The sequence below is a fragment of the Actinomyces sp. HMSC08A09 genome, from assembly GCF_001807465.1.
GTDB lineage: Bacteria > Actinomycetota > Actinomycetes > Actinomycetales > Actinomycetaceae > Actinomyces > Actinomyces oris.
In genome coordinates this window covers 1-21,141 of record NZ_KV789102.1, presented here as the reverse complement: position 1 = coordinate 21,141, position 21,141 = coordinate 1, and the positions used below count along the sequence as shown (strand labels likewise).

Below are 21,141 nucleotides of genomic sequence, written 5' to 3'. Positions count from 1 at the left end.
CGCGGACCCGAGCGCCAAGCCCAGTGCTGACGCGAGCAGCTCTACCGCTGCGGGTGACTCGTCGTCGGCCGGTGCGCCTGCGCCGGGGACGCCCACCAACTCGGCGGCGCCGGCCCCGGCCGATGGGGCGCCCGGCGGTCCTGCGGGGGGCCCGCTGGCCAGCACCGGTGTCAGGATCGGCCTGCCTCTGGGCATCGCCGTGGTCGCCGTGATGGGAGGGGCTCTGCTGGTGAGTCGCCGCCGCGCCTGACGCCGGTCGCCAGCTCCCACCTCTCACAGGGATAGGTCCCCGGGCCCACCTGAGTTCTCCGCTCAGGTGGGCCCGGGGCTTCTTGCGCTCCAGCAGCGGCACAGGCCGGACAGGGGAATAATCCCCATCCCGTGCGCCGGGGGTGAGGTCCTACGGTGGCGCCATGGCTCATCGTCGACGCAGCATCATCCGGTTCCTTTTCATCGCGCTCTTCCTGGCGCGTTCGGGTGAGTCGGTCCGATTGTGACGGGGCTGGCGGGAGGAAAGGCCCTCCCGAGGCGCACGATTCTGGTCGGTGCCGGAGCGTTGGTGTTGCCGGCGATGTCGGGCTGCGGGTCGTTGGCTCCGGAGAATATCCAGGCTCGTCATCAAATCGAAAAGTCCTTGAAGAGCTTCCCTGCCGTCAAGTCAGTAGATGTGGAGCTGGATTCCAATTTCACCGCAGGTGACTCCTGGTCGGTCCTGATCCTCCTTAACAAAAATCCTGGGCGAGAAGAAATTCTCACCGTCCTTAAAGACGCTTATGATCGGGTTGTGCAGGTGGTGGGGGAGGGCTTTGCTAGCGTGACGGCATCATGGGTGCAGAATGGCGCCTCTGTGTCGTGGCCGATCTCAGCGAATGAGCCGAATGGGGCGGAACTCGATTATCTGAGAGAGCTGGCGAAGCCCGGCCGCGGCGCCATGAGTGCTGGGCGTGGTCGTATCTCGGTAACTCGAGGAGTGGTGAAGGAATTTCCGACTGACCTTATCATGACGCCACGATCCGGAGTGAGTGTGAGTGACAGCTTTGAGCTTGATGGTATGTCTATTCGGGCGGTTTCCGATACCGTTGACCTCAGTCCCATTCCTCTCCGTAAGGTTGTAGAGGCTATCGACTCTAAATATCGGGAGGGAGCTGTAGTTGAGCTCACAGACAACGATATCGTGAGTGGAAGCATATCGCTCGACGTTGCTGCTTTTGGAAAAGAGTCTGACGGGCTCGACGTCGCGGCGGCAGCGAAAGTCCTCAACGTTGTTTCAGGAAATCAGCTGCTTCAAGAGCTTGGCCTCACGACCGCATGGAACACGAGCGTTGCCAGCCGAGAAGGCGTGTTCTTCCATATGAAAGCGGGTGCCTTCGATGCCGGAGACCCACCTGAGGAGGGCGCGAAGATACTTGCAGCAGCACAGAAGTCTGCCTCCGATTCGTCGTAATGGGAGCATGAATCTGATGGTTCCCTGTGACAGGAGAGTGCGGCAGGTGTTCTCGATGCAACGGAGTGACGTCTGATGAGTGTGCGACGTCGTCAGGTCCTGGCCGTAACGGCCGCATCCCTTGCTCTCGCAGTGGTCGGGTGCTCGCCTATGGCCATGGCGCGCAAGAGACGGAAGTGGAAGGTGCAGCAGTACCTCTCCGGGCTCGACGCCGTGGCATCCGCACGGGTGGAGGTGCACCCGGAGTTCTCAGAGCCGGATCGTTGGATTGTGGACGTGCGGCTCAAGGATGATCCGTCTGTGGGATCGGTGTCGTCAGTTGTGCGGGACGCCTACGCCGAGGTGCTGCGCCTGACCGGGGCCAGTGAGGCGAGGATGGTCGTCACCTGGGTCAAGGGGAAGACCTCCGTGTTCTGCTACCTGCCGATGAAGGATGCTGACAAGGCCGCCTCCGCCACGGTGGAGGCGGTGTCTCCCGGCATGGAGCGAGTCCAGATCGAGGAGGAGAGAATATCTTTCGAGTACCGGACTGCTGAGACTCTCCCGGATCATTTCATCCTGCCGCCCACCTCCCCAGTGCTGCGCCTCGGCTCCCTGAGGGTCGAGCAGAGTATCCTGATTGGACGGTCTCACTGCTTCATCTCCCACGCCAAGGGTAAGGACCTCACCTCCGTGCCGATCAAGCGTGCACTGGAATCCATTCCCTCCGACAAGCGGTACGGAGCGGTCCTGAGCCTGGAGGCGGAAGACAAGGGCAGCCACCAAGTCCGTCTCGTATTCAAGAAATGGGCGAAGGACTGGCAGGATGAGGATGTTCAGCCAGATGCCGCGGTTCTTGCCACAGTCCTCGGCAACCAGGTGCTCCAGCGGGTGGAGCTGAGCACCTCGGTGGAAAGCAAGGTCCAACCCAAGGTCGTCGCCTTTGACATGAAGTCCGGCGCTGTGGTCGGCCAGGGAGATCCGCCTGAGAAGGGGGCGCCCATCCTTGCCGCGGCCCAGCAGCCGGACGCTTCGTCGTAAGGTATCTGCGAGAGGGCTTGCATCCTTGGGGCGTGCCGACCGTTCTCCCCACCAGTGCCAATGACGACGGGCTGCACGCATCGAGACATCGATGCGTGCAGCCCGCTTTAAAGTGTTGTGCTCAGCGCTTGAAGTGCTCCTTGAGATCAGCGACTCGCTTGTCCCATGCTTCTTTGCGCTCTTCGCGGCGTTTGTCGCGAATGGTACGGCGTGCCTCGCGATCCGCTGCTTCTGCAGCTGCTTCGGCGGCCTCGAGTTCGGCCAGCACCTCGGAGACGGGGCGGCGGGCCACAGTTCCACCCAACTTCGTTGAGATGTTGTCAAGCACCTCGGGCGTCACCTCAGATACCTGGGCGAGGATGGCCGTTGTTCCGGGAGCGACGCGGGCGCTGAGGTCGCCGAGGACGGTCTCACGCTTGTCAGCATGGTCGATGTCGCTCAGGCTTCCGATAACGGAACCTGCACCCCATCCCAGGAGCATGCCGAGTGGGCCGCCGAGCAGACCGACAATCAGGCCGATGAGGCCCCCAGTTGCCGTGCCCTCGCCGATCGTCGCGTCCGATCCCTCCGCCAGGTGCAGGTGTCCGTCCTCCTCGCGTTCCGCGATGAGTGCTGAGACGACGTCGATCCTCCCTTCCGCGGAGGCTTGGCGGAGGTCACTGAGAACTTCGTACGCCTTGGAGGACTCGGTGAAGGTAATGACGACTACGCTCTGGTCGGTCAAAATGCTCTCCTTTTGTGGTGCAGTCTGATGTCGCCATCATATCATACAAGTGGTTTGAATCTTGATGGCCCCGGCGCGGCGGGCACCACAGTCCCCTTCGGGCGGGCTGGGCTGCCCGCCGAGGGACTCGTCGGTAGCATGAGGCCGGATCACCCAAACCTCGGGAGGAACTGATGCACGAGCCCATCAAGCTGGTCGACCGCGTCCAGGCCATCAACTGGAACCGCCTGACCGACGACAAGGACCTCGAGGTCTGGGACCGCCTCACCGGCAACTTCTGGCTGCCCGAGAAGGTGCCGCTGTCCAACGACGTGCAGTCCTGGGCTACTCTCAACGAGGCCGAGAAGAACATGACCACCCGGGTCTTCACCGGCCTGACGCTGCTGGACACGATCCAGGGCACGGTCGGCGCGGTCTCCCTCATCCCGGACGCCCGCACCCCCCACGAGGAGGCGGTGCTCACCAACATCGCCTTCATGGAGTCGGTCCACGCCCGCTCCTACTCCTCGATCTTCTCCACCCTCATCTCGACGGCGGAGATCGACGAGGCCTTCCGCTGGAGCGAGGAGAACGCGAACCTTCAGCGCAAGGCCCGCATCATCCTGGACTACTACCGCGGCGACGACCCCGAGAAGCGCAAGGTCGCCTCCACCATGCTGGAGTCCTTCCTCTTCTACTCCGGCTTCTACGCCCCCATGTACTGGTCCAGCCACGCCAAGCTGACCAACACCGCCGACCTCATCCGCCTCATCATCCGTGACGAGGCCGTCCACGGCTACTACATCGGCTACAAGTACCAGCTGGCCGTGCGCGAGTCCTCGCCCGAGCGTCAGCAAGAGCTCAAGGACTACACCTTCGAGCTGCTCATGGAGCTCTATGACAACGAGGAGCAGTACACCGAGGACCTCTACGATGAGCTCGGCCTGACCGAGGATGTCAAGAAGTTCCTGCGCTACAACGCCAACAAGGCCCTCATGAACCTGGGCTACGAGGCGCTGTTCCCGGCCGACGCCGTCGACGTCAACCCGGCGATCCTCGCCTCCCTGTCCCCCAACGCCGACGAGAACCACGACTTCTTCTCCGGCTCGGGCTCCTCCTACGTCATGGGTACGGCCGAGGCCACCCAGGACGAGGACTGGGACTTCTGAGAGGCAGGCGGGCGGAGGCGGGGAGCGCTCCCCTGGGTGGGCTCCCCATGGAAGAGGGCTCGCGCCGGGTGCACACTTTCGCCATCCCCAGCGCGCGAGAAAGGAATCCCCATGCGCTCCTCCGTCAAAGTTCTCTCCGTCGCCGCCGCCCTTGCCATGGCTGTCGGACTGTCCGCCTGCGATGAGCAGGACATCGCTCAGCCCTCCCCTGGTAGTGGCTCCGCGACCAGTTCCGCCGAGCCGGACTCAGGCGACTCGGATGCATCCCCCTCCGAGGACGACAAGGACGGCAAGGATGCCAAGGACACCAAGAGCAAGAGTGGTGAGACCACCAAGTCCGGCTCCGAGATTCAGGAGATCAAGCCGGTGACCTTCAAGGATGAGGAGATCGGTCTCACCCAGACCTGCGACAAGGTGATCGAGGACTACGCCGCACCGAAGTACAAGAAGACCCGTCAGTCCGATACGGTCTACCTGCTTCACTGCACGCTCGACTTCACTGGGGATGTTGGTTTCAGCCACAAGATCACAGACTCCACCTCGCTCCAGGACAAAACGGAATCCAAGCGCAAGGCGGATGAGTACGGGGCGCTGCTGGCCGACGACCTGAAGGATGACGGTCTTGAGGTGTTCGACTCCGAGGACTCCGGCTCCGGGCAGGTTGAGGGCTGGATCTCCATGGCCACCGTATCGGAGTCGACCAAGCTGAAGCCCTTCTCCGAGGGCACCACCAGCATCGTCTACAACCGTGGAGAGGCAGAGGGCATGCAGAGCGGCAAGAAGTACGCGGCCTACTCCGACACCCAGGACCTCGTGCTCAAGTGATCTCATAGCACTGTCTCCTCGGCGGCCCTGAGAATCCCGCCGATGCTGTTCCCCGGCTGCCGCGTCCTCCGTTCCACAGATCGGAAGGGCGCGGCAGTGCTTGAGGGGGTGGCTGATGGCGGTACGGCCTGCCTCCAACGTCAGAGGTATTCGGTAGCGTGCTGTCATGACGCCATCCGAGGTGACTCGCCCCCGTCCGACGGCGCCTCCCGTCTACCGGGATGGCCCGTCCAAGATGTCGGAGGTCGACGCCCGCTCCTGGAGCATCGACGACGTCCTCGACGCCGTCTTCTTCGCCATCGCCGCCGTCGCCACGCTCTGGCTGGCCTGGCTGCTCATCGGCTCGGGCTGGCACCTCGATGCGGTGCTCGTGGTCAACTCCCTGCTGTTCTGGGCGGTCCTGGCCTACCTCGCACTGCCGCGCCTCCACCAGGTCCTCACCTGGCTCTACGTCCCCGACTACTTCATCGGCCGCACCCGCACCCCCGACGGTCTCCTGGGCGACCCCGTCAACCTCGCCGTCAAGGGCGACGAGGAGGACATTCACGAGGCGATGATCGCGGCCGGCTGGGTGCGCGCCGACCCCATCACCCTGCGCACCTCCTGGAGGATCATCATCTCCTCGCTGCTGCGCCGCTCCTACCCGGCCGCCCCCGTCTCCAACCTCATGCTCTTCGGGCGCAAGCAGAGCTTCGCCTACCAGAAGGAGGTCGAGGGCAACCCCGCCCAGCGCCACCACATCCGCTTCTGGTACTGCCCGCCCGGCTGGTCGCTACCCGGCGGCGGGCACGTGGACTGGCTGGCCGCCGCCACCTACGACCGCGCCGTTGGCCTGAGCGCCCTCACCCTCCAGGTCACCCACAAGATCGACGCCGACATCGACATCGAGCGCAACTACGTCGTCGACGACGTCCGCTGGGCCAACGAGGCCGCCGAGCTCGAGATCTGGCCGGACGTCTTCACCTCCTACCACGACAAGAACGGGGGAGGGGACCGGGTGGTCACCGACGGCGCCCTCCACGTGCTCGACCTCAACGAGGTGGTCCCCGGATCCGACGCCGGGCTCTCCCTGCAGTTGGCCCGACTGGCCGACCACCAGGCCCGACGCCGCCGCCCCAGCCAGCTCGTCATCGCCCTGGTGCTCATCGGGCTCATGGTGGCGGTCGAGATTCTGCGCGTGGCCCGCATCGACATCACCCAGGTGCTGGAGGCCGCCCCATTCCCGGAGGAGGACCCGGGGGCGGTCACCGCCGTCGTCGCCCTCATCGCCACGGTGTCCGGCGGCCTGACGCTCATCACCGCCGCCCTGGGGGTGGCGGCCTGGCGCGGGCACCCGCGTGGCCGCATCGCCCTCATGGCGACCCTCGTCCTGGGTATCGCCACTGACATGGTTCAAGTCTCCAGCCTCGGGGTCCGGCAGGCCACGCTCGGCCTGGTCGTCACCAGTGCGCTCCAGGTCCTGGCGTTGCTGGCGCTCTCGGCCCGGCAGGTCCACCAGTGGGAGCACGCCCGCAAGGAGGAGCGGCTTGCCGGCCGCACGAGCGCACGGGGCGACCGAGCGGCAGTTAGGCTGGGCTCATGAGCGAGTACCTGGCAGGACCGCAGGACAATGGTGCCGGCGGCGCAGGGCCGGAGAGTCGGTCCGGCCGGCACACCAGCCACGTCAGTCATGTCGATAACTCCCGGCCCGTCGACGGCGAGCGCGAGCACGTGCGCTTCGGCATCCCCTTCAACGGGGTCCTGCCCATCTGGCACGACGACGCCACCATCACCTGGCACCGGCCCGCCGACGGCACCGACCTGTCCACCGTCCTGGGCATGGGGCTGGTGGAGTCCGAGCCCGGCCCCGCCCAGGCCCCGGCCGGCTGGCAGGAGCGCGTTGAGACCGGCGTCCTGACCGACGCCGGCCGCCTCCTGCTGCTCAAGGCGGCCACGCCGTCGGGCCGCCGCGCCATCAACGACCCCGGTGAGGGAGCCCCCATTCCCCTGGAGGCGCCGCTGACCTATGCGGAGGCCATGGAGGGGGTCTTCGATATCGTCGGCTTCGGCATCCACATCGGCCGCATCATGCTGCGCGCCGCCCGCGACGGCGGCATCATCCTGTTCACCCTGCGTGCGCCGCGCGACCCCGAGCCGCACCACATCCTGTCCGTGCCCGCGAAGGTCGACGACCACGGCGTCATGAGCTTCCACCTGGGGACCCTGCAGGAGATGGAGGGCGGCGCCTGGGACTCCGCCACCCACCGGGACGGCATGGCCCTGCTCGACCTCACCATCCCCTACTCCGACCTCGTGGCCGAGGCCGGCCCCAACGGCGAGGAGGGCCTCGACGCCGACAGCGTCCTGGAGATGGCGCAGCCGGTCGTCCAGTGCATCCTCAAACCCGGCTACCCCTTCGCGCTGGGGGCCTCCATCCTCCTGCCGCAAGCCGGCTGAGCCGAGGGCGGGCCGCAGGCCGGGCTGGGCCGGAGTGGCGGCTGCGGTTCGCGCCGAGGACGTACTTCCCGATCGAGGACTGCTTTGTCCTCCAGGCTACTGGGATCTCCCCGCAGTCATCTGGGGGAGAGCGCAGTCCTGGTACCAAAAGTAAGTCCTCGATGGGGCGGTGGCTCCCGCAGCGCGGGTGGCTGGGCCGCGATGGACTCTCGGGTGGGGGCGAGACTGAGGCGACGATGGGCCAAGGGAAGAGGCCTGACGGGGCCTTGGTGTCCACAGCGCTGACATTAACCCTGCACTCAGGCTGCAGGCCGAATAGAATCCGCAGTATTCCAACAATCCTCGCCGGGCGCATTGACGATGGCCCTGTTGATGTCAGCGCTGTGGACACAGAGCTGCAGACCTGGTCGACTCAGTGGGGTCATGGTCGCGAGGTTCGGTGCTCTCGCCCCTGGGCTGGCCGCTTCTTCTCCTACCTGGCCCCGTCCGGTTCCGACCCGGGCCGGCGAGGCTGGGCTCCATCCCACACGAATGCGAAAAATGAGCCTCTTTGGTGGTGAGATCGTCTAAGGCTAGGCTTACCTCGACCGTCGTGACTTGAGATTGATTCGTGACTTAGAGGTCGAGTGTTTCTCGCCAACCTGCTCATCGCCCTGAGGGAGGGCCTGGAGGCGGCGCTCGTTGTCAGCATCATCGTCGCCTACCTCGTCAAGGCCGACCGCCGCGATGCCCTGCCCAAGCTGTGGCTCGGGGTCGGGCTGGCGGCGCTGATCCCGCTGGTCGCCGGCGCCATCATGACCTGGGGCCCCAAGACCCTCACCTTCCAGGCTCAGGAGATCCTCGGCGGCACCCTGTCCTTCGTCGCCGTCGGCATGGTGACCTGGATGATCTTCTGGATGGGTAAGAACGCCCGTGAGCTCAAGGGCGAGCTGGAGGGGTCGCTGTCCAAGTCCCTCTCCGCAGGCAGGTCCGGCTGGGGCGTCGTCTGGATCGCCGTCGTCGCCGTCGGGCGCGAGGGAGTGGAGACCGCCCTGTTCGTGTGGGCCACCGTGCGCTCCAGCATCGAGAGCTCCACCATGCAGACGACAGCGGGCGTCATCACCGGCCTCGTCCTGGCCATCGTGCTGGGTGTCCTCATCTACCAGGGTGCGGTGCGCATCAACCTGCGCGTCTTCTTCGCCGTGACCGGCTACTTCCTCGTCGTCGTTGCCGCCGGCATCGTCGCCTACGGCGTCGGTGACCTGCAGGAGGCGAGTGTTCTTCCCGGCTTCACGAACCACGCCTGGGACCTGTCCCGCTACCTGCCCGACGGCGCCTCGCCCTTCCACTGGCTCTACGTGCTGCTCCAGGCCATGTTCCAGTTCAACCTCCAGCCCACTGTCCTGCAGGTCGTGGGCTGGTGGGTCTACATCGTCCCGACCCTGGTGCTCCTCACCCTCCAGATCGCGGGCCGATGGCCCTCGCCCGCGCGCGCAGTCGAGGCCGCCCCGGCCGCCGTGAGCGCTGACGAGTCCGACGCCGAGGAGCCCGACGCCGTCGTGACCTCCTGACCACCCCGACCTCCCTCCCCACCCCCTGTCCACGCCACTCCTCACAAAGGAAAGACCATGCCCACCATCAAGCGACGCAACGTCCTCACCCTGCTCCCCCTGACCGCCATGGGCCTGGGCCTGGCCGCCTGCGCCGACAACCCCAAGAACGCCAAGGGCGGCGCCTCCGGCTCGGGGGCGTCCCAGGAGATCACGGTGACCCTCACCGACGACGCCTGCAAGCTCTCCTCGACCTCCTTCCCCTCGGGCGTGGTCACCTTCACCATCACCAACTCCGGCTCGGCCCCCAACGAGCTGGAGATCCTCACCGAGGACAAGCTCCAGATCGTCTCCGAGCAGGAGAACATCGGCCCCGGCACCACCACGAAGCTCACCACGTCCCTCAAGGAGGGCACCTACTACGCCGCCTGCAAGCCCAATATGGTCGGCGAGCTCAAGGGCGTCACCGAGCTGAAGATCACCAAGGGCGCCGCCGTCGACATCAGTGCCGACGAGACCAAGGCGCGCGAGGCCGCCGTCACCAACTACACCGCCTACGTGCGCGACCAGACCGGCCAGCTCCTCACCGCCACCCAGGGCTTCGTCACCGCCTACACCTCCGGAGACACCGCCACCGCCAAGAGCCTCTACCCGCTGGCGCGTCAGTTCTACGAGCGCATCGAGCCCACCGCCGAGTCCTTCGGCCTCAAGGAGGCCGGCGACCTCGACGCCGCCCTGGACACCCGCGTCCAGGACCTCGCCTCCGGCGCCGGCAAGGCCGTCACGGACAAGGACGTCCTCGCCGGATGGACCGGATGGCACCGCATCGAGGCCGACCTGTGGGCCCAGGACTCCTCCAGTCCCTTCAAGTTCGCCGACGACGCCGCCCGCAAGAAGGTCGCCGACCAGCTCAACGCCGACACCAAGTCGCTCTACGACCTCGTCTACGGGAACATCAACGGCGCCGGCGGGAAGAAGTTCGAGCTCGGGCTCGAGGACGTCGCCAACGGCGCCTCCGGTCTGCTCGAGGAGGTCGCCAGCTCCAAGATCGTCGGCGAGGAGGAGACCTTCTCCCACACCGACCTCTACGACTTCCAGGCCAATGTCGAGGGCGCCAAGGTCGCCTACGGCAACGTCGAGGAGCTCGTGAAGAAGAAGGACGCCAAGCTCGCAGAGAAGATCACCACCCAGTTCGCGGCGGTTGAGAAGCTCGTCGCGGCCGAGGTCTCTGGAAAGGCCTCCAACGGCCAGCCCACCTACGTGGACTACTCCACCATCGCCGCGGTCCAGAAGGACGCCGGCGAGACCCCCGACAAGAACGCCTACACCGACAAGCAGCGCAAGTTCTCCGACGCCGTCAACGCCCTGAGCGAGTCGCTGTCCAAGGTTGCCGGAACCATCCTCTGAGGCGGCGGACCCCGACAACCCGGACACCCCGGAAGGAGACAGCAGTGAGTGGCAAGCCGGCCCACGAGTCGGACACCTCCCCGGTCGCCGACGACGCGGCCCAGGACGAGACCCTGGATGAGCCCCAGGACGAGACCGCGCAGGCGCAGCAGGAGTCGCAGGCCCCGACGTCGGAGGGCTCGGGTGACAGCGACTCGGCCCCCGACGCGGCGGAGCAGCCCGAGGAGGTGAGCGCATCCGACGCGGCTGACCAGCCGGAGAAGCCGGATGCGACGGGGAAGGCCGGACAGGCCGGGAAGCCTAGTGCCAAGGGCACTAGCCGCCGTGCCATGTTCACCGGTGCGGGCCTGGGTGCCGCGCTCGCGGGCCTGGCCGGTGTGGCCGGCGGCCGCGCCTGGGAGGCCTCCCGCCGCCCCGAGGAGGCCATCCTCACGACCTACCCCTTCCGGGGTGACCACCAGGCGGGGATCACCACCCCCGCCCAGGACAACATGTTCACCGCGGCCTTCGACGTCTCCGCCACCGACGTCGAGGACCTAAAAACCCTCCTGTCCGAATGGGCCGTGGCCGCCGAGCAGATGACCGCCGGTGAGCTCATCGGCGGCCAGCCCAGCTCCAACAAGCAGCTGCCGCCCAAGGACACCGGCGAGACCTGGGGCTACAAGCCCAACGGCCTGACCATCACCTTCGGCGTGGGTAAGGGCCTGTTCGTCGACGCCGACGGCAAGGACCGCTTCGGCCTGGCCGCCAAGATGCCCGCCGTCCTCAAGGAGGGTATGCCCTCCTTCGCCGGTGACCAGCTCCACGCCGCCCAGTCCGACGGCGACCTGCTCGTCCAGGCCTGCTCCAACGACGCCCAGGTGTGCGTCCACGCCATCCGCAACCTCACCCGCATCGCCTTCGGGACCGCCACACTGCGGTGGAGTCAGGTCGGCTACGGGCGCACGTCGTCGACCTCCGTGGACCAGGAGACGCCGCGCAACCTCTTCGGCTTCAAGGACGGCACCAACAACATCAAGGCCGAGGACTCCACCGACCAGCTCAACAAGCACCTATGGGTCCAGAAGGGCGACGACGCCGCAGCCGAGTGGATGACGGGCGGCACCTACTACGTGGCCCGGCGCATCCGCATGCTCGCCGAGATCTGGGACCGACTGCGGCTCATCGAGCAGGAACAGACCATGGGGCGCGACAAACGCTACGGGGCACCGCTGAGCATCGCCAACCCCACGAAGTCCTCCGAGGAGTTCACGGCCGTGGACTACAAGGCCAAGGACGACAAGGGCGAGACGCTCGTGCCGGCCGACGCGCACATCGCCGTCGTCTCACCGGAGCAGAACCAGGGGCGCCGCATGCTGCGCCGCGGCTACAACTACACCGACGGCTCCGACTCCCTGGGGCAGCTGCAGACCGGCCTGTTCTTCATCGCCTTCGTGCGTGACCCGCGCACGAACTTCTACCCGATCCTGGACCGCATGACCAAGAGCGATGCCCTCCAGGAGTACCTCAAGCACGAGGCCTCGGCGCTGTTCGCGATCCCCCCGGGCATCAAGGAGGGCGACACCATGGTGGCCGCCTCGCTCTTCAGCTGAGGACGGGGTAAGGCGGGCCGGGTGGGCCGCCGTGGTGGCTGCGGTTCGCGCCCGGAACGTACTTTCCGATCGAGGACTGCGCTTTCCTCCAGACCACTGGGATCTCCCCGTCGCCATCTGGGGGAGAACGCAGTCCTCGTTGCAAAAGTACGTCCTCGATGGGGACAGCCGCTCCCGCCGTGTGGGTGGCAGTCAGCGGTCGGCGTCGGCCAGTGCCTTGAAACCGGCGATCGCGACCAGTGCCATGGCCAGGATGCCGGCCAGGATGAGAGCCAGCGTCCGGAAGGTGGGCGACGACGTCGCCAGGAGCGGGCCGACGCTCGTGCCGACGAACAGGATGAACCCGTTGAGCGCCATGCCACTGCCGCGGTTGGGTGCGGAGACCAGTCCATAGAGGCTAATCATTGCCGGCGCAGCCAGCGCTACCCCGGCGACGTACACGATGCTGCCAGCCACCAGGCCCACTAGGCTCTGCGCCAGCAGTGCCTCACCGAGCATGCCCAATGCCGACACCCCGAAGCCCAGCCGGGCTATCTGCGCCCAGGACCACCTGGCCGTGAGCCGGCCCGCCACGAGGCTGAGGAACATGGCCGGCAGGGCCATCAGGCGAACGAGAATGATCGTCGACGGCCGCATGCCCAGCGACTCCAGATGGCCGCCGATCCCCGTGTACATGGCGACGAACACCATGAGCAGCGTGACGTGTGCCAGGCTGAGCGCCAGAACCGCCGGCCTGACTGCGAGCCGGCCCAGCGATGCGAACTGCCCCCGAAGCGAGGAGCCCGAAGGGCTGGAGGCGGCGTCGTGCACGGTGGCGAGGACGACCGCCAGGGCCACGGCCAGCAGTCCGCCGCACAGAGGGAAGAACCACCGCCACCCCAGGTGCAGCGCGACCAGCGAGGCCAGCACCTGGCCAAAGATGCCCGCCACGAGGAACGACGTCGACATCGCCCCGATCGCCCCGGCCCGCCTCGGTGGTGCCAGCGCCTCGGACAGGTAGGCCAGGGCTACGGGCGCGAAGCCGGAGGCGCTCAGGCCCTGGATCGCGCGCAGGGCCGCGAGGACTGGGAGCGACGGCGCCAGGGCGCAGCAGACGGTGGAGACGGTAAGGGTCCCCAGCGCGAGCGCCATGGTCCTCCTTCTGCCGTAGTGGTCGGAGACCGGCCCCCAGATGAGGAAGCCTGCGGCGTAAGTGAGGCTGAAGGCCGTCGACAGGGCGACAGTGGCATTGCCATGGAGGTCGGTCGAGATCGGGGTGAGCAGGGGAATGGCGGCGTACAGCTGGGTGAGGACGAGCAGCGCGGTGACCACGAGGGCGGCGGTCGCGCCGCTGCCGGCGGGGTAGACGGGAGAGGCCGACCGAGTCGTCGACTGGGTCGAGGACTCGGGGGAGTGGGGGACGTCGGGATGTTGATCGGGTCGGTGCACGGGAGACATGAGAACCCCTTTCCAACGTAAGCGTTGGAAATGACCCTAGTAGACTGGAGGAGTAGTTGCAACGGTAGCGTTGGAGTTTGCCGCCGGCGCTCGCGGACACGGGAGACGGAGTGTCATGGCCTGGGACACCGAGGGGACCAAGCGCAAGATCAAGGACGCCGCCACCGCCGAGTTCACTCTCCGTGGGCCTGCTGGGACCACCGTCGAGCGGATCGCCAAGCGGGCCGGCGTCAACAAGGAGCGCGTCTACAACTACTTCGGCTCCAAGGACCGCTTATTCTCGGCAGTTCTGCGCGACGAGCTGACCAGGGCTGCCGAGGCCGTACCGCCCGCCTTCGACGACGGCGAGGATGCGGGGGACTACGCCGGGCGCCTCTACGACTACCACCGGCAGCGCCCCGAGCTCATCCGGCTCCTGTGCTGGGAGGCCCTCACCTTCGACGACGAGGTACCCGAGGAGGAGCTGCGGCGCGAGCACTATCAGCGCAAGATCGCCGGGGTGCGCAGTGGCCAGGACTCCGGCGTCCTGACCCGGGACATCGACCCCGGGGCGCTCATGGTCATGCTCATGTCGCTGACCGGCTGGTGGTCCACCGTGCCTCAGGTGGCCCGGATGCTGTGCGGGCCCCTCGAGGATGAGGAGGCGCACGAACGTCAGCGCGCCGTCGTCGTCGACGCGGCCCGTCGGCTCGCCGCACCTCGCGACTGAGCGCGGGGAGGCCGGCTGGGCCAAGATAGAGCCATGCGCGACCTGAACGACCTGACCCGCCCCACCGTCCCCTCCGGCGCCATCCAGGAGCGCATGCTCGCCGAGACTGAGGAGCGCCGCGGCGTCGTCGGCCCGGCACCGGCCCTGCCCGACGACGCCGGAGCCCCCACCGCTCTGCGCGCCGCCCTGGGGCAGGCCGTCGCCGAGCTGGCCCCGCAGATCGTCGAGCTCTCCCACGACATCCACGACCACCCCGAGACCGGCTATGAGGAGCACCACGCCGTGGCCACGGTCGCCGACCTCCTGCGCCGCCACGGCATTGAGCCCGAGGTCGGCGTCTACGGCATGGACACCGCCCTGCGCGCCGAGATTCCCGGGGCCGGAGGCGGCGGCGCGGACGTGGCGGCCGGAGGCTCCGGTGAGTCGGCCAGCACCATCGCCATCCTCGCCGAGTACGACGCCCTGCCCGGCATCGGCCACGGCTGTGGGCACAACGTCATGTGCGCCAACTCCGTGGGCGCCTTCCTCGCCCTGGCCGCCCTGGCCCGCACCCGCCCAGGCTCCCTGCCCGGCCGCGTCGTCCTGCAGACCACGCCCGCCGAGGAGAACTCGACCGCCAAGGAGATCCTGGCCGTGCGCGGCATGCTCGACGGCGTCGACGCCGCCATCCAGACCCACTCCTACGCCCACGACGTCACCCACCAGACCTGGCTGGGCGTGCGCCGCCTGCGCGTCATCTTCCACGGCGTGCCGGCCCACGCCGCCTCCCAGCCCTTCATGGGCCGCAACGCCCTGGACGCCGCCACCCTGGCCCTGACCGGCATCGGCCTGCTGCGCCAGCAGATGCTCCCCATGGACCGCCTCCACGCCATCATCACCGACGGCGGACAGGTCCCCAACATCATCCCCGAGCGCACCGAGCTGTCCATCATGGTGCGCTCGAAGTACCTCGAGACCCTCAAGGAGATCGCCGAGCGGGTCGAGGAGGTCCTCCACGGCGCCGCCCTCATGACCGGCACGGGCGTTGAGATCCTCACCTCCGAGTACTGCAACGAGGTCCCCGTCCGCGACAACGGCCCCCTGCTGACCTCCTGGGTGCGCTCCCAGCGCGAGCGCGGCCGCGACCCCCTGGCCGCCGGGGTCCTGCCCGAGACCATCGCCGCCGGCACCGACTTCGGCAACGTGTCCCAGCGCATCCCCGGCATCCACCCGCTCATCAAGGTCACCGACCGACCCGACGTCGCCCTCCACACCCCCGCCATGACCGAGGCCGCCGGCGCCCCCACCGGGGACGCGGCCGCGCTCGACGGCGCCTACGGGCTGGCCGCCGTCGCCCTGGACTGGCTGCACGACGCCGAGCTGCGCCGGGCCGTGCGCGCCGACTTCGAGGCCACCGGCGGGGCGATCGACGTCGCCGACTTCTGGGAGGAGTGAGGCGGGCGCGCCCCGGCCTCCCAGGCCGCCCCGGCTGTGTCGGCTGCGTCGGCTCTCAGGCCGCCGGGCGGCGGATGAGCAGCGCCCCGGGGTCGAGGCGCACCCGCATGCTCTGCGTGGGCGCCAGCAGGTCGCCGTCGACCTCCACCAGGGCCGGCGCCGAGAGCTGGACGGCCACCTTCCCGCCGCGGCGCAGCACCACCCGCCCCAGTGAGCGGCCGGACTCGGAGTAGTGCGCCGCGTAGGGCGGCAGTACCTGGCGCGCCAGCGAGCTCCAGCCCGCCAGGCCTGCCACCGTGTCGATGGCGGCGACGTCGAGCAGGCCGTCATCGGTGCGGGCCTGTGGCAGCAGGGTGATCCCGGCCGGGAGCCGGCCGCCGTTGGCCACCAGCAGGTTGCGGGCCCGCAGGCGCTCCACGCGCCGCACGCCGGCCTCGTCCAGGAGGCTGAGCACCAGGTCCATGCGCGGAGAGCCCAGGTTCTCCATGGCCGCCAGCGCGTAGGCGCCCCAACCGACCCTCGCCTTGAGGGCCGGGCGCGTGGAGGCCACCAGTCCGGCGTCGAAACCGATCCCGGCCACCACCATGCAGGCGTGCTCGTCGCCGAGTGTGGGCCGGGTCCACTGATGCGGCCGGCGGGTCGCCCTCTGGATGGTGTGCACGGCCCGGGCCGCCTCGGCCGACAGCTGCCGGGAGTCGGCCGGGTTGGCCGGGTCGGCTGCTGCGGGCGGGGAGTCCGGCGGGGCTGCTGCGGCTCGGCCTGTCAGGGGTGTGGAGGGTGCGGAGTCGGTCCGCCCGCCGGGGGCGCCCGATACCGCCGGGTCGGGGAGGACGTCGGGATCGGACCAGGGCTCGGTGCGTACCCAGGCCAGGTCGGCGGGAAGGTTGATGCCGTGGGCGACCACCCGGGCCGCGGCCCGAGCGTCCCCGACCGGCACCCCGAGGTTGCGGGCTGCCAGGTTCGCCGTGCCCAGCGGGACGATGCCCATCTGGGCGCCGGTGCCGGCCAGGCCGGCCGCCACCGAGCGCACCGTTCCGTCACCGCCGGCGGCCACCACCAGGCTCGCCCCGGCCGCCAGGGCCAGACGCGCCTGCATCGTGCCGGGCTCGGAGACGCTCGTCTCCAACCACACGGGCCCGGCATAGCCGGCCTCGCGCAGCTCGCCCTCCAACAGGGAGCGCACCGCGGCGGTGGCGCGCGGCTTGGAGGGGTTGACGACGACGCAGGCCAGTGGCCGCCCGGTGCGCGTCGTCGCCCGGGTGCCGCCGTCGGTGCCGCCCGTCATAGGGGCAGGCTAGTCGCCTGGGCGGCCCGGGTCACGGCTTGCGGGGCGCTGTCGAGAGAATGGGAACCGAGCGTGCGCCGCCGGCAAGGGGAGCCCCCAAGGGCAGCTCAGGCCGCAGCCGGGGCCGTGACGGGGGTGACAGGCAGGTTGGCCTGTTTGACCAGACGCGAGATGAGCTCGGCCAGCTGGGCGAAGTCGGCGCCGCGGGAGGAGGAGACCCGGTGCACCAGGCCCATGCGGCGCATCGGCGACTCGTCGCCGAAACGGGCGATGCCGTACTCCGAGGAGGGGGTCAGCAGCTGGAGCGCCCCCTCGGGGATGATCGTCACGCCCGAGCCGTGGGCGACCATGCGGGTCACCGTCGACAGGGTGGTGGCCACCGCGACCGGGGGCTGGGAGCCGTAGCGTTGGCACAGGGCCAGGGTCTGGTCGCGCAGGCAGTTGCCCTCGTCGAGCAGGAGGAGGGGCTGGTCGTCGAGCTCGGTGGGGCTCACGTCCGTGCGGCCGGCCCAGGGGTGGCCGGCGGCGGTGAGGACGACGAGCGGCTCGTCGAACATCGGGATCGCGGTGGTGCGCTGGAGGTCGTCCTCCAGGGCGATGATGGCGGCGTCGAGGCGCCCCTGGGCGAGTTGGTCGAGGTTGTCCCCGGTGACCATCTCACGCAGGTCCAGGTCCATCTGGGGCAGGGCCTCGCGCAGGCCGTCGATGAGAACGGGGGCCAGGTAGGGCGCGATGGTGGGGATGATGCCCAGGCGCATCGTGCCGCTCAGGGCGGCGCCCTGGCTGGAGGCGGCCTCGCTGAAGGCCTCGGCGGCCAGGACGGCGTCCCGGGCGTAGGGCAGCAGGGCCTCGCCCAGGGAGGTGACCAGGACGCGGCGGGTGGTGCGCTCCACCAGCTCGCCGCCGACGCGCTTCTCCAGGGCGGTGATGGCCTGGGACAGGCTGGGCTGGCTGACGCCGAGCGCCGTGGCGGCCTCGCCGAAGTGCTGGTGGTCGCACAGCGCTACGAAGGCCCTCAGCTGGGAGAAGGACGGAGATGATGTGGTCGGCATGAGTTGTGGTCCTGTGGTTGGGGCCCGCATTCATGGCGGTCGGCGAGCCTGATATGACGGAGTGACAGAAAATCGGGGACAGACGACTAGCCGGGAGGTTGTGGGGAGAGCGGTGCGTGGGTGGTGTGGGCGAGCCTCCGACGTGGCGGCTCGGAAACACCGTCGGGAACGATAGGGTGCACCGATTGAAATGGATTCTATTCACAGGTGGATTGCGTTGGTAAGAGGGAAGTGGGTCACGTTCGCCATCGGGCGGTAGTGCGGGTGGGGGCGAGCGTGTATGGGGCGCGGCCTCACCGGACTCGCGCCGCGGCCATCCAATCTCCCGGATGATTCCAGGGTTTCCAGGCCCTTGGGTCGCCCCGACGGCGGGGTGGGCGCCCGGCTGACGACGTCGATTCCGGTCCGCTGCGCCCCCGAGTGTTGGCTCGGCCACTCACCCGTGACTTTGGTCGTCCCCGGCTCTCCCGGTCTGCGCCGTCCGCCGCGCTCGCGGCCCGGATCGGCTCAGGTGCTGATCGAATGCTGTCTGGGCCGCGGTCCTGACTACACTCAGGACCATGATCGACCTGCGTGCGCTTCGTGAGAACCCCGAGCCCTTCCGCGCCAGCCAGCGAGCCCGTGGTGCCGACGTCGATCTCGTCGACCGCGTCATCGCCGCCGACGAGACCCGCCGTCAGGCGCTGGCCGCCTTCGAGAACCTCCGCGCCGAGCAGAAGCAGGTCTCCCGGTCCGTGGGGAAGGCCTCCCCGGAGGAGCGCCCCGCGATCCTGGCCAACGCCAAGGAGCTGGCCGAGCAGGTCAAGGCCGCCGAGGCCGCCTCCTCGGCCGCCGCCGCCGAGCTCGACGACCTGGCCCGCCAGTTCGCCAACCTCATCGAGGGGGCGCCCTCGGGCGGCGAGGAGGACTACGTCGTCCTGCGCCACGAGGGCGGCCAGCCCCGCGACTTCGCCGCCGAGGGCTTCGAGCCCGCCGACCACCTGGCGATCGGCGAGGGCCTGGACATCATCGACACCCGCCGCGGCGCCAAGGTCTCCGGGGCCCGCTTCTACTACCTCAAGGGCTGGGGCATGCGCCTGGAGCTGGCCCTCATGACGGCCGCCCTGGATGCCGCCGTCGCCCACGGCTTCACCCCGATGACCACCCCCACCCTCGTCACCCCGCAGGTCATGGGCGGCACCGGCTTCCTGGGCGCCCACAGCGACGAGATCTACTACCTGCCCGCCGACGACCTCTACCTCACCGGCACCTCCGAGGTGGCCCTGGCCGGCTACCACGCCGACGAGATCCTCGACCTGTCCGCCGGGCCCAAGCGCTACATGGGCTGGTCCACCTGCTACCGGCGCGAGGCCGGGGCCGCCGGCAAGGACACCCGCGGCATCATCCGCGTCCACCAGTTCAACAAGGCGGAGATGTTCTCCTACTGTCGCCCCGAGGACGCCGAGGCCGAGCACGCCCGTCTCCTGGCCATGGAGGAGGAGATGCTGGCCCTGGTCGAGCTGCCCTACCGGGTCATCGACACCGCCGCCGGGGACCTGGGCTCCTCCGCCGCCCGCAAGTTCGACTGCGAGGCCTGGCTGCCCACCCAGCAGCGCTGGATGGAGGTCACCTCCACCTCCAACTGCACCACCTACCAGGCCCGCCGCCTGGCCGTGCGCGAGCGCCGCGAAGGCGGCACGAGCCCCGTGGCCACCCTCAACGGGACTCTGGCCACCACCCGCTGGATGGTCGCCATCCTGGAGAACCACCAGCAGGCCGACGGCTCGGTGCGCGTGCCCACGGGCCTGCGCCCCTACCTGGGCGGCCTGGAGGTCATCGAGCCCGTCGGCGCCACCGCCTGAGGACCGGCCCCGTGAACCCCACGCCCGCCTCCAGCCCCGGGGCCGCCCGCGAGACCGACGCCGTCGGTGAGCCCGCCGGCAACGGCCCGACCGTCAACCCCGCCACCGGCATCGCCCCGGCCGGCCAGCCCCTGACCCAGCTGGGCGGCTCCACGGAGTACCTCGAGCACCTCGAGGACGGCGCCGACCAGGCCGAAGGCACCGGCGAGCGCGCCCTGCGCCGTCGGCCCCTAGACCACGAGGAGTACCACGCCCTCGTCCAGGACCGGATGCGGGACCTCGACGCCCTGGAGGCCGACGGCGGCGCCCGGCTCGCACCCGGCCACGGGCTCGTCGTCGCCCTCGACGTCGACGGCACCATCCTCGACATGGACGGGCACGTCTCGGAGCGGGTCATGGCCTCCGTCGCCCGCCTGCGCGCCCACGAGGTCCCCGTGGTCATCTCCACCGGCCGCGGGATCGCCGCCACCATGCCGGTGGTGCGCCACCTGGGGCTGTCCACCGGCTGGATGGTGTGCGCCAACGGCGCCATGACCCTGCGGCTCGACCCCGACGCCCCCGGCGGCTACGAGGTCGTCGACTCGCGCACCTTCGACCCGCGCGCCGCCATCGAGACCCTCCACGCCGCCGTGCCCGACGGGATCCTCGCCGTGGAGGACCCCGGCGTCGGCTTCAAGGTCTCCCGGCTCTTCCCCGACGGCGAGCTCATCGAGGACCAGCGGGTCGTCACCTTCGACGAGCTCGTCTCCCGGCCGGTTACCCGCGTGGTCCTGCGGGCCCCGGGCATGCCCGTGGATCGCTTCTCCCAGATCGTGGCCGACTCCGGGCTGCACTCGGTGGAGTACGCCATCGGCTGGACGGCCTGGCTCGACGTCGCCCCCGAGGGCGTCACCAAGGCCTCCGCCCTCGGGGCGCTCATCGCCCGCCTGGGCACCGACTCCGCCCACGTCCTGGCGGTCGGGGACGGCTCCAACGACGTCGAGATGATCGAGTGGGCCGGGGCCGGCGTCGTCATGGGCAGCGCACCGCAGTGGGTGCGCGACCGCGGCGATATCCTGACCGAGCCCGTGTGGCGGGACGGCTGCGCCGCCGTCCTGGACGCCCTCATCGAACGAGTAAGGCACCCTTGATGCGACAGTCCCCCCTCCCTGTCTCCCAGCACAACTCCATCCCCGAGGAGCACGCCGCTCGCGCCGCCGGTCCGGCCGGTGGGGCGAGCGCTCCCGGCCGGGGCCGCGTGCGCCGTCGGCTGCGCCGA

At 69.0% G+C, this 21,141-nt stretch carries 17 protein-coding genes and 1 pseudogene; 14 read left to right on the top strand and 4 right to left on the bottom strand.

Going from position 1 to position 21,141, the window contains the following annotated elements:
- From HMPREF3165_RS12760 to HMPREF3165_RS04600, 3 genes and pseudogenes are all read left to right on the top strand, one after another.
- A pseudogene (locus tag HMPREF3165_RS12760) lies at positions 1–250 on the top strand (hypothetical protein); the annotation flags it as partial.
- A 309-nt stretch (positions 251–559) separates the two neighbouring features.
- Positions 560–1,444: a hypothetical protein gene (locus HMPREF3165_RS12755; protein WP_256274988.1), complete on the top strand. Its 885-nt coding sequence runs from the start codon at positions 560–562 to the stop codon at positions 1,442–1,444.
- Between the two features lie 156 nt (positions 1,445–1,600).
- On the top strand, positions 1,601–2,464 hold the full coding sequence (locus HMPREF3165_RS04600) for a hypothetical protein (protein WP_370991890.1): 864 nt from the start codon (positions 1,601–1,603) through the stop codon (positions 2,462–2,464).
- A gap of 121 nt (positions 2,465–2,585) precedes the next feature.
- On the opposite strand, the gene HMPREF3165_RS04595 is transcribed toward HMPREF3165_RS04600, so the two are convergent.
- On the bottom strand, positions 2,586–3,188 hold the full coding sequence (locus HMPREF3165_RS04595) for a DUF1269 domain-containing protein (protein WP_003788384.1): 603 nt from the start codon (positions 3,186–3,188) through the stop codon (positions 2,586–2,588).
- Between the two features lie 173 nt (positions 3,189–3,361).
- Between HMPREF3165_RS04595 and nrdF the strand changes: the two genes are divergently transcribed.
- The 7 genes from nrdF to efeB all read left to right on the top strand — a co-directional run bounded on the left by nrdF (position 3,362) and on the right by efeB (position 12,125).
- On the top strand, positions 3,362–4,336 hold the full coding sequence (gene nrdF / locus HMPREF3165_RS04590; RefSeq protein WP_070511171.1) for a class 1b ribonucleoside-diphosphate reductase subunit beta: 975 nt from the start codon (positions 3,362–3,364) through the stop codon (positions 4,334–4,336).
- Positions 4,337–4,447: 111 nt separating this feature from the next.
- Complete coding sequence (locus tag HMPREF3165_RS04585; protein ID WP_070511169.1) at positions 4,448–5,161, top strand: hypothetical protein; 714 nt, start codon at positions 4,448–4,450, stop codon at positions 5,159–5,161.
- A 166-nt stretch (positions 5,162–5,327) separates the two neighbouring features.
- Entirely contained in the window at positions 5,328–6,743 is a 1,416-nt protein-coding gene (locus HMPREF3165_RS04580) for an LssY C-terminal domain-containing protein (protein WP_233431676.1), read from the top strand.
- Positions 6,740–7,597: a hypothetical protein gene (locus tag HMPREF3165_RS04575; protein ID WP_256274984.1), complete on the top strand. Its 858-nt coding sequence runs from the start codon at positions 6,740–6,742 to the stop codon at positions 7,595–7,597. Before HMPREF3165_RS04580 ends, HMPREF3165_RS04575 begins: the two co-directional genes overlap by 4 nt.
- Positions 7,598–8,223: 626 nt before the next feature.
- Positions 8,224–9,147 (top strand): iron uptake transporter permease EfeU, encoded by a 924-nt coding sequence (gene efeU, locus HMPREF3165_RS04570; protein ID WP_070511165.1) that lies wholly within the window; start codon positions 8,224–8,226, stop codon positions 9,145–9,147.
- Between the two features lie 57 nt (positions 9,148–9,204).
- The gene (gene efeO / locus HMPREF3165_RS04565) at positions 9,205–10,533 is read left to right on the top strand and encodes an iron uptake system protein EfeO (protein ID WP_070511164.1); all 1,329 of its coding nucleotides are present in this window, start codon (positions 9,205–9,207) and stop codon (positions 10,531–10,533) included.
- 44 nt (positions 10,534–10,577) lie between these two features.
- Entirely contained in the window at positions 10,578–12,125 is a 1,548-nt protein-coding gene (efeB, locus tag HMPREF3165_RS04560; RefSeq protein ID WP_070511162.1) for an iron uptake transporter deferrochelatase/peroxidase subunit, read from the top strand.
- Positions 12,126–12,317: 192 nt separating this feature from the next.
- On the opposite strand, the gene HMPREF3165_RS04555 is transcribed toward efeB, so the two are convergent.
- The gene (locus HMPREF3165_RS04555; protein WP_070511161.1) at positions 12,318–13,562 is read right to left on the bottom strand and encodes an MFS transporter; all 1,245 of its coding nucleotides are present in this window, start codon (positions 13,560–13,562) and stop codon (positions 12,318–12,320) included.
- A gap of 115 nt (positions 13,563–13,677) precedes the next feature.
- Here HMPREF3165_RS04555 and HMPREF3165_RS04550 point away from each other — a divergent pair, with 115 nt between their 5' ends.
- Together HMPREF3165_RS04550 and HMPREF3165_RS04545 are read left to right on the top strand one after the other, a co-directional pair.
- The gene (locus HMPREF3165_RS04550; RefSeq protein ID WP_070511159.1) at positions 13,678–14,271 is read left to right on the top strand and encodes a TetR/AcrR family transcriptional regulator; all 594 of its coding nucleotides are present in this window, start codon (positions 13,678–13,680) and stop codon (positions 14,269–14,271) included.
- Positions 14,272–14,304: 33 nt separating this feature from the next.
- On the top strand, positions 14,305–15,705 hold the full coding sequence (locus tag HMPREF3165_RS04545; RefSeq protein ID WP_070511157.1) for an amidohydrolase: 1,401 nt from the start codon (positions 14,305–14,307) through the stop codon (positions 15,703–15,705).
- Positions 15,706–15,760: 55 nt separating this feature from the next.
- On the opposite strand, the gene HMPREF3165_RS04540 is transcribed toward HMPREF3165_RS04545, so the two are convergent.
- Complete coding sequence (locus tag HMPREF3165_RS04540) at positions 15,761–16,990, bottom strand: diacylglycerol/lipid kinase family protein (RefSeq protein WP_070511155.1); 1,230 nt, start codon at positions 16,988–16,990, stop codon at positions 15,761–15,763.
- A gap of 107 nt (positions 16,991–17,097) precedes the next feature.
- Positions 17,098–18,042 (bottom strand): hydrogen peroxide-inducible genes activator, encoded by a 945-nt coding sequence (locus tag HMPREF3165_RS04535; protein WP_070511153.1) that lies wholly within the window; start codon positions 18,040–18,042, stop codon positions 17,098–17,100.
- A 560-nt stretch (positions 18,043–18,602) separates the two neighbouring features.
- Between HMPREF3165_RS04535 and serS the strand changes: the two genes are divergently transcribed.
- Both serS and HMPREF3165_RS04525 read left to right on the top strand, forming a co-directional pair.
- On the top strand, positions 18,603–19,883 hold the full coding sequence (serS, locus tag HMPREF3165_RS04530) for a serine--tRNA ligase (RefSeq protein ID WP_070511151.1): 1,281 nt from the start codon (positions 18,603–18,605) through the stop codon (positions 19,881–19,883).
- Positions 19,884–19,894: 11 nt separating this feature from the next.
- Positions 19,895–21,013: an HAD family hydrolase gene (locus tag HMPREF3165_RS04525; protein WP_070511149.1), complete on the top strand. Its 1,119-nt coding sequence runs from the start codon at positions 19,895–19,897 to the stop codon at positions 21,011–21,013.
- Positions 21,014–21,141 lie beyond the last annotated feature (128 nt).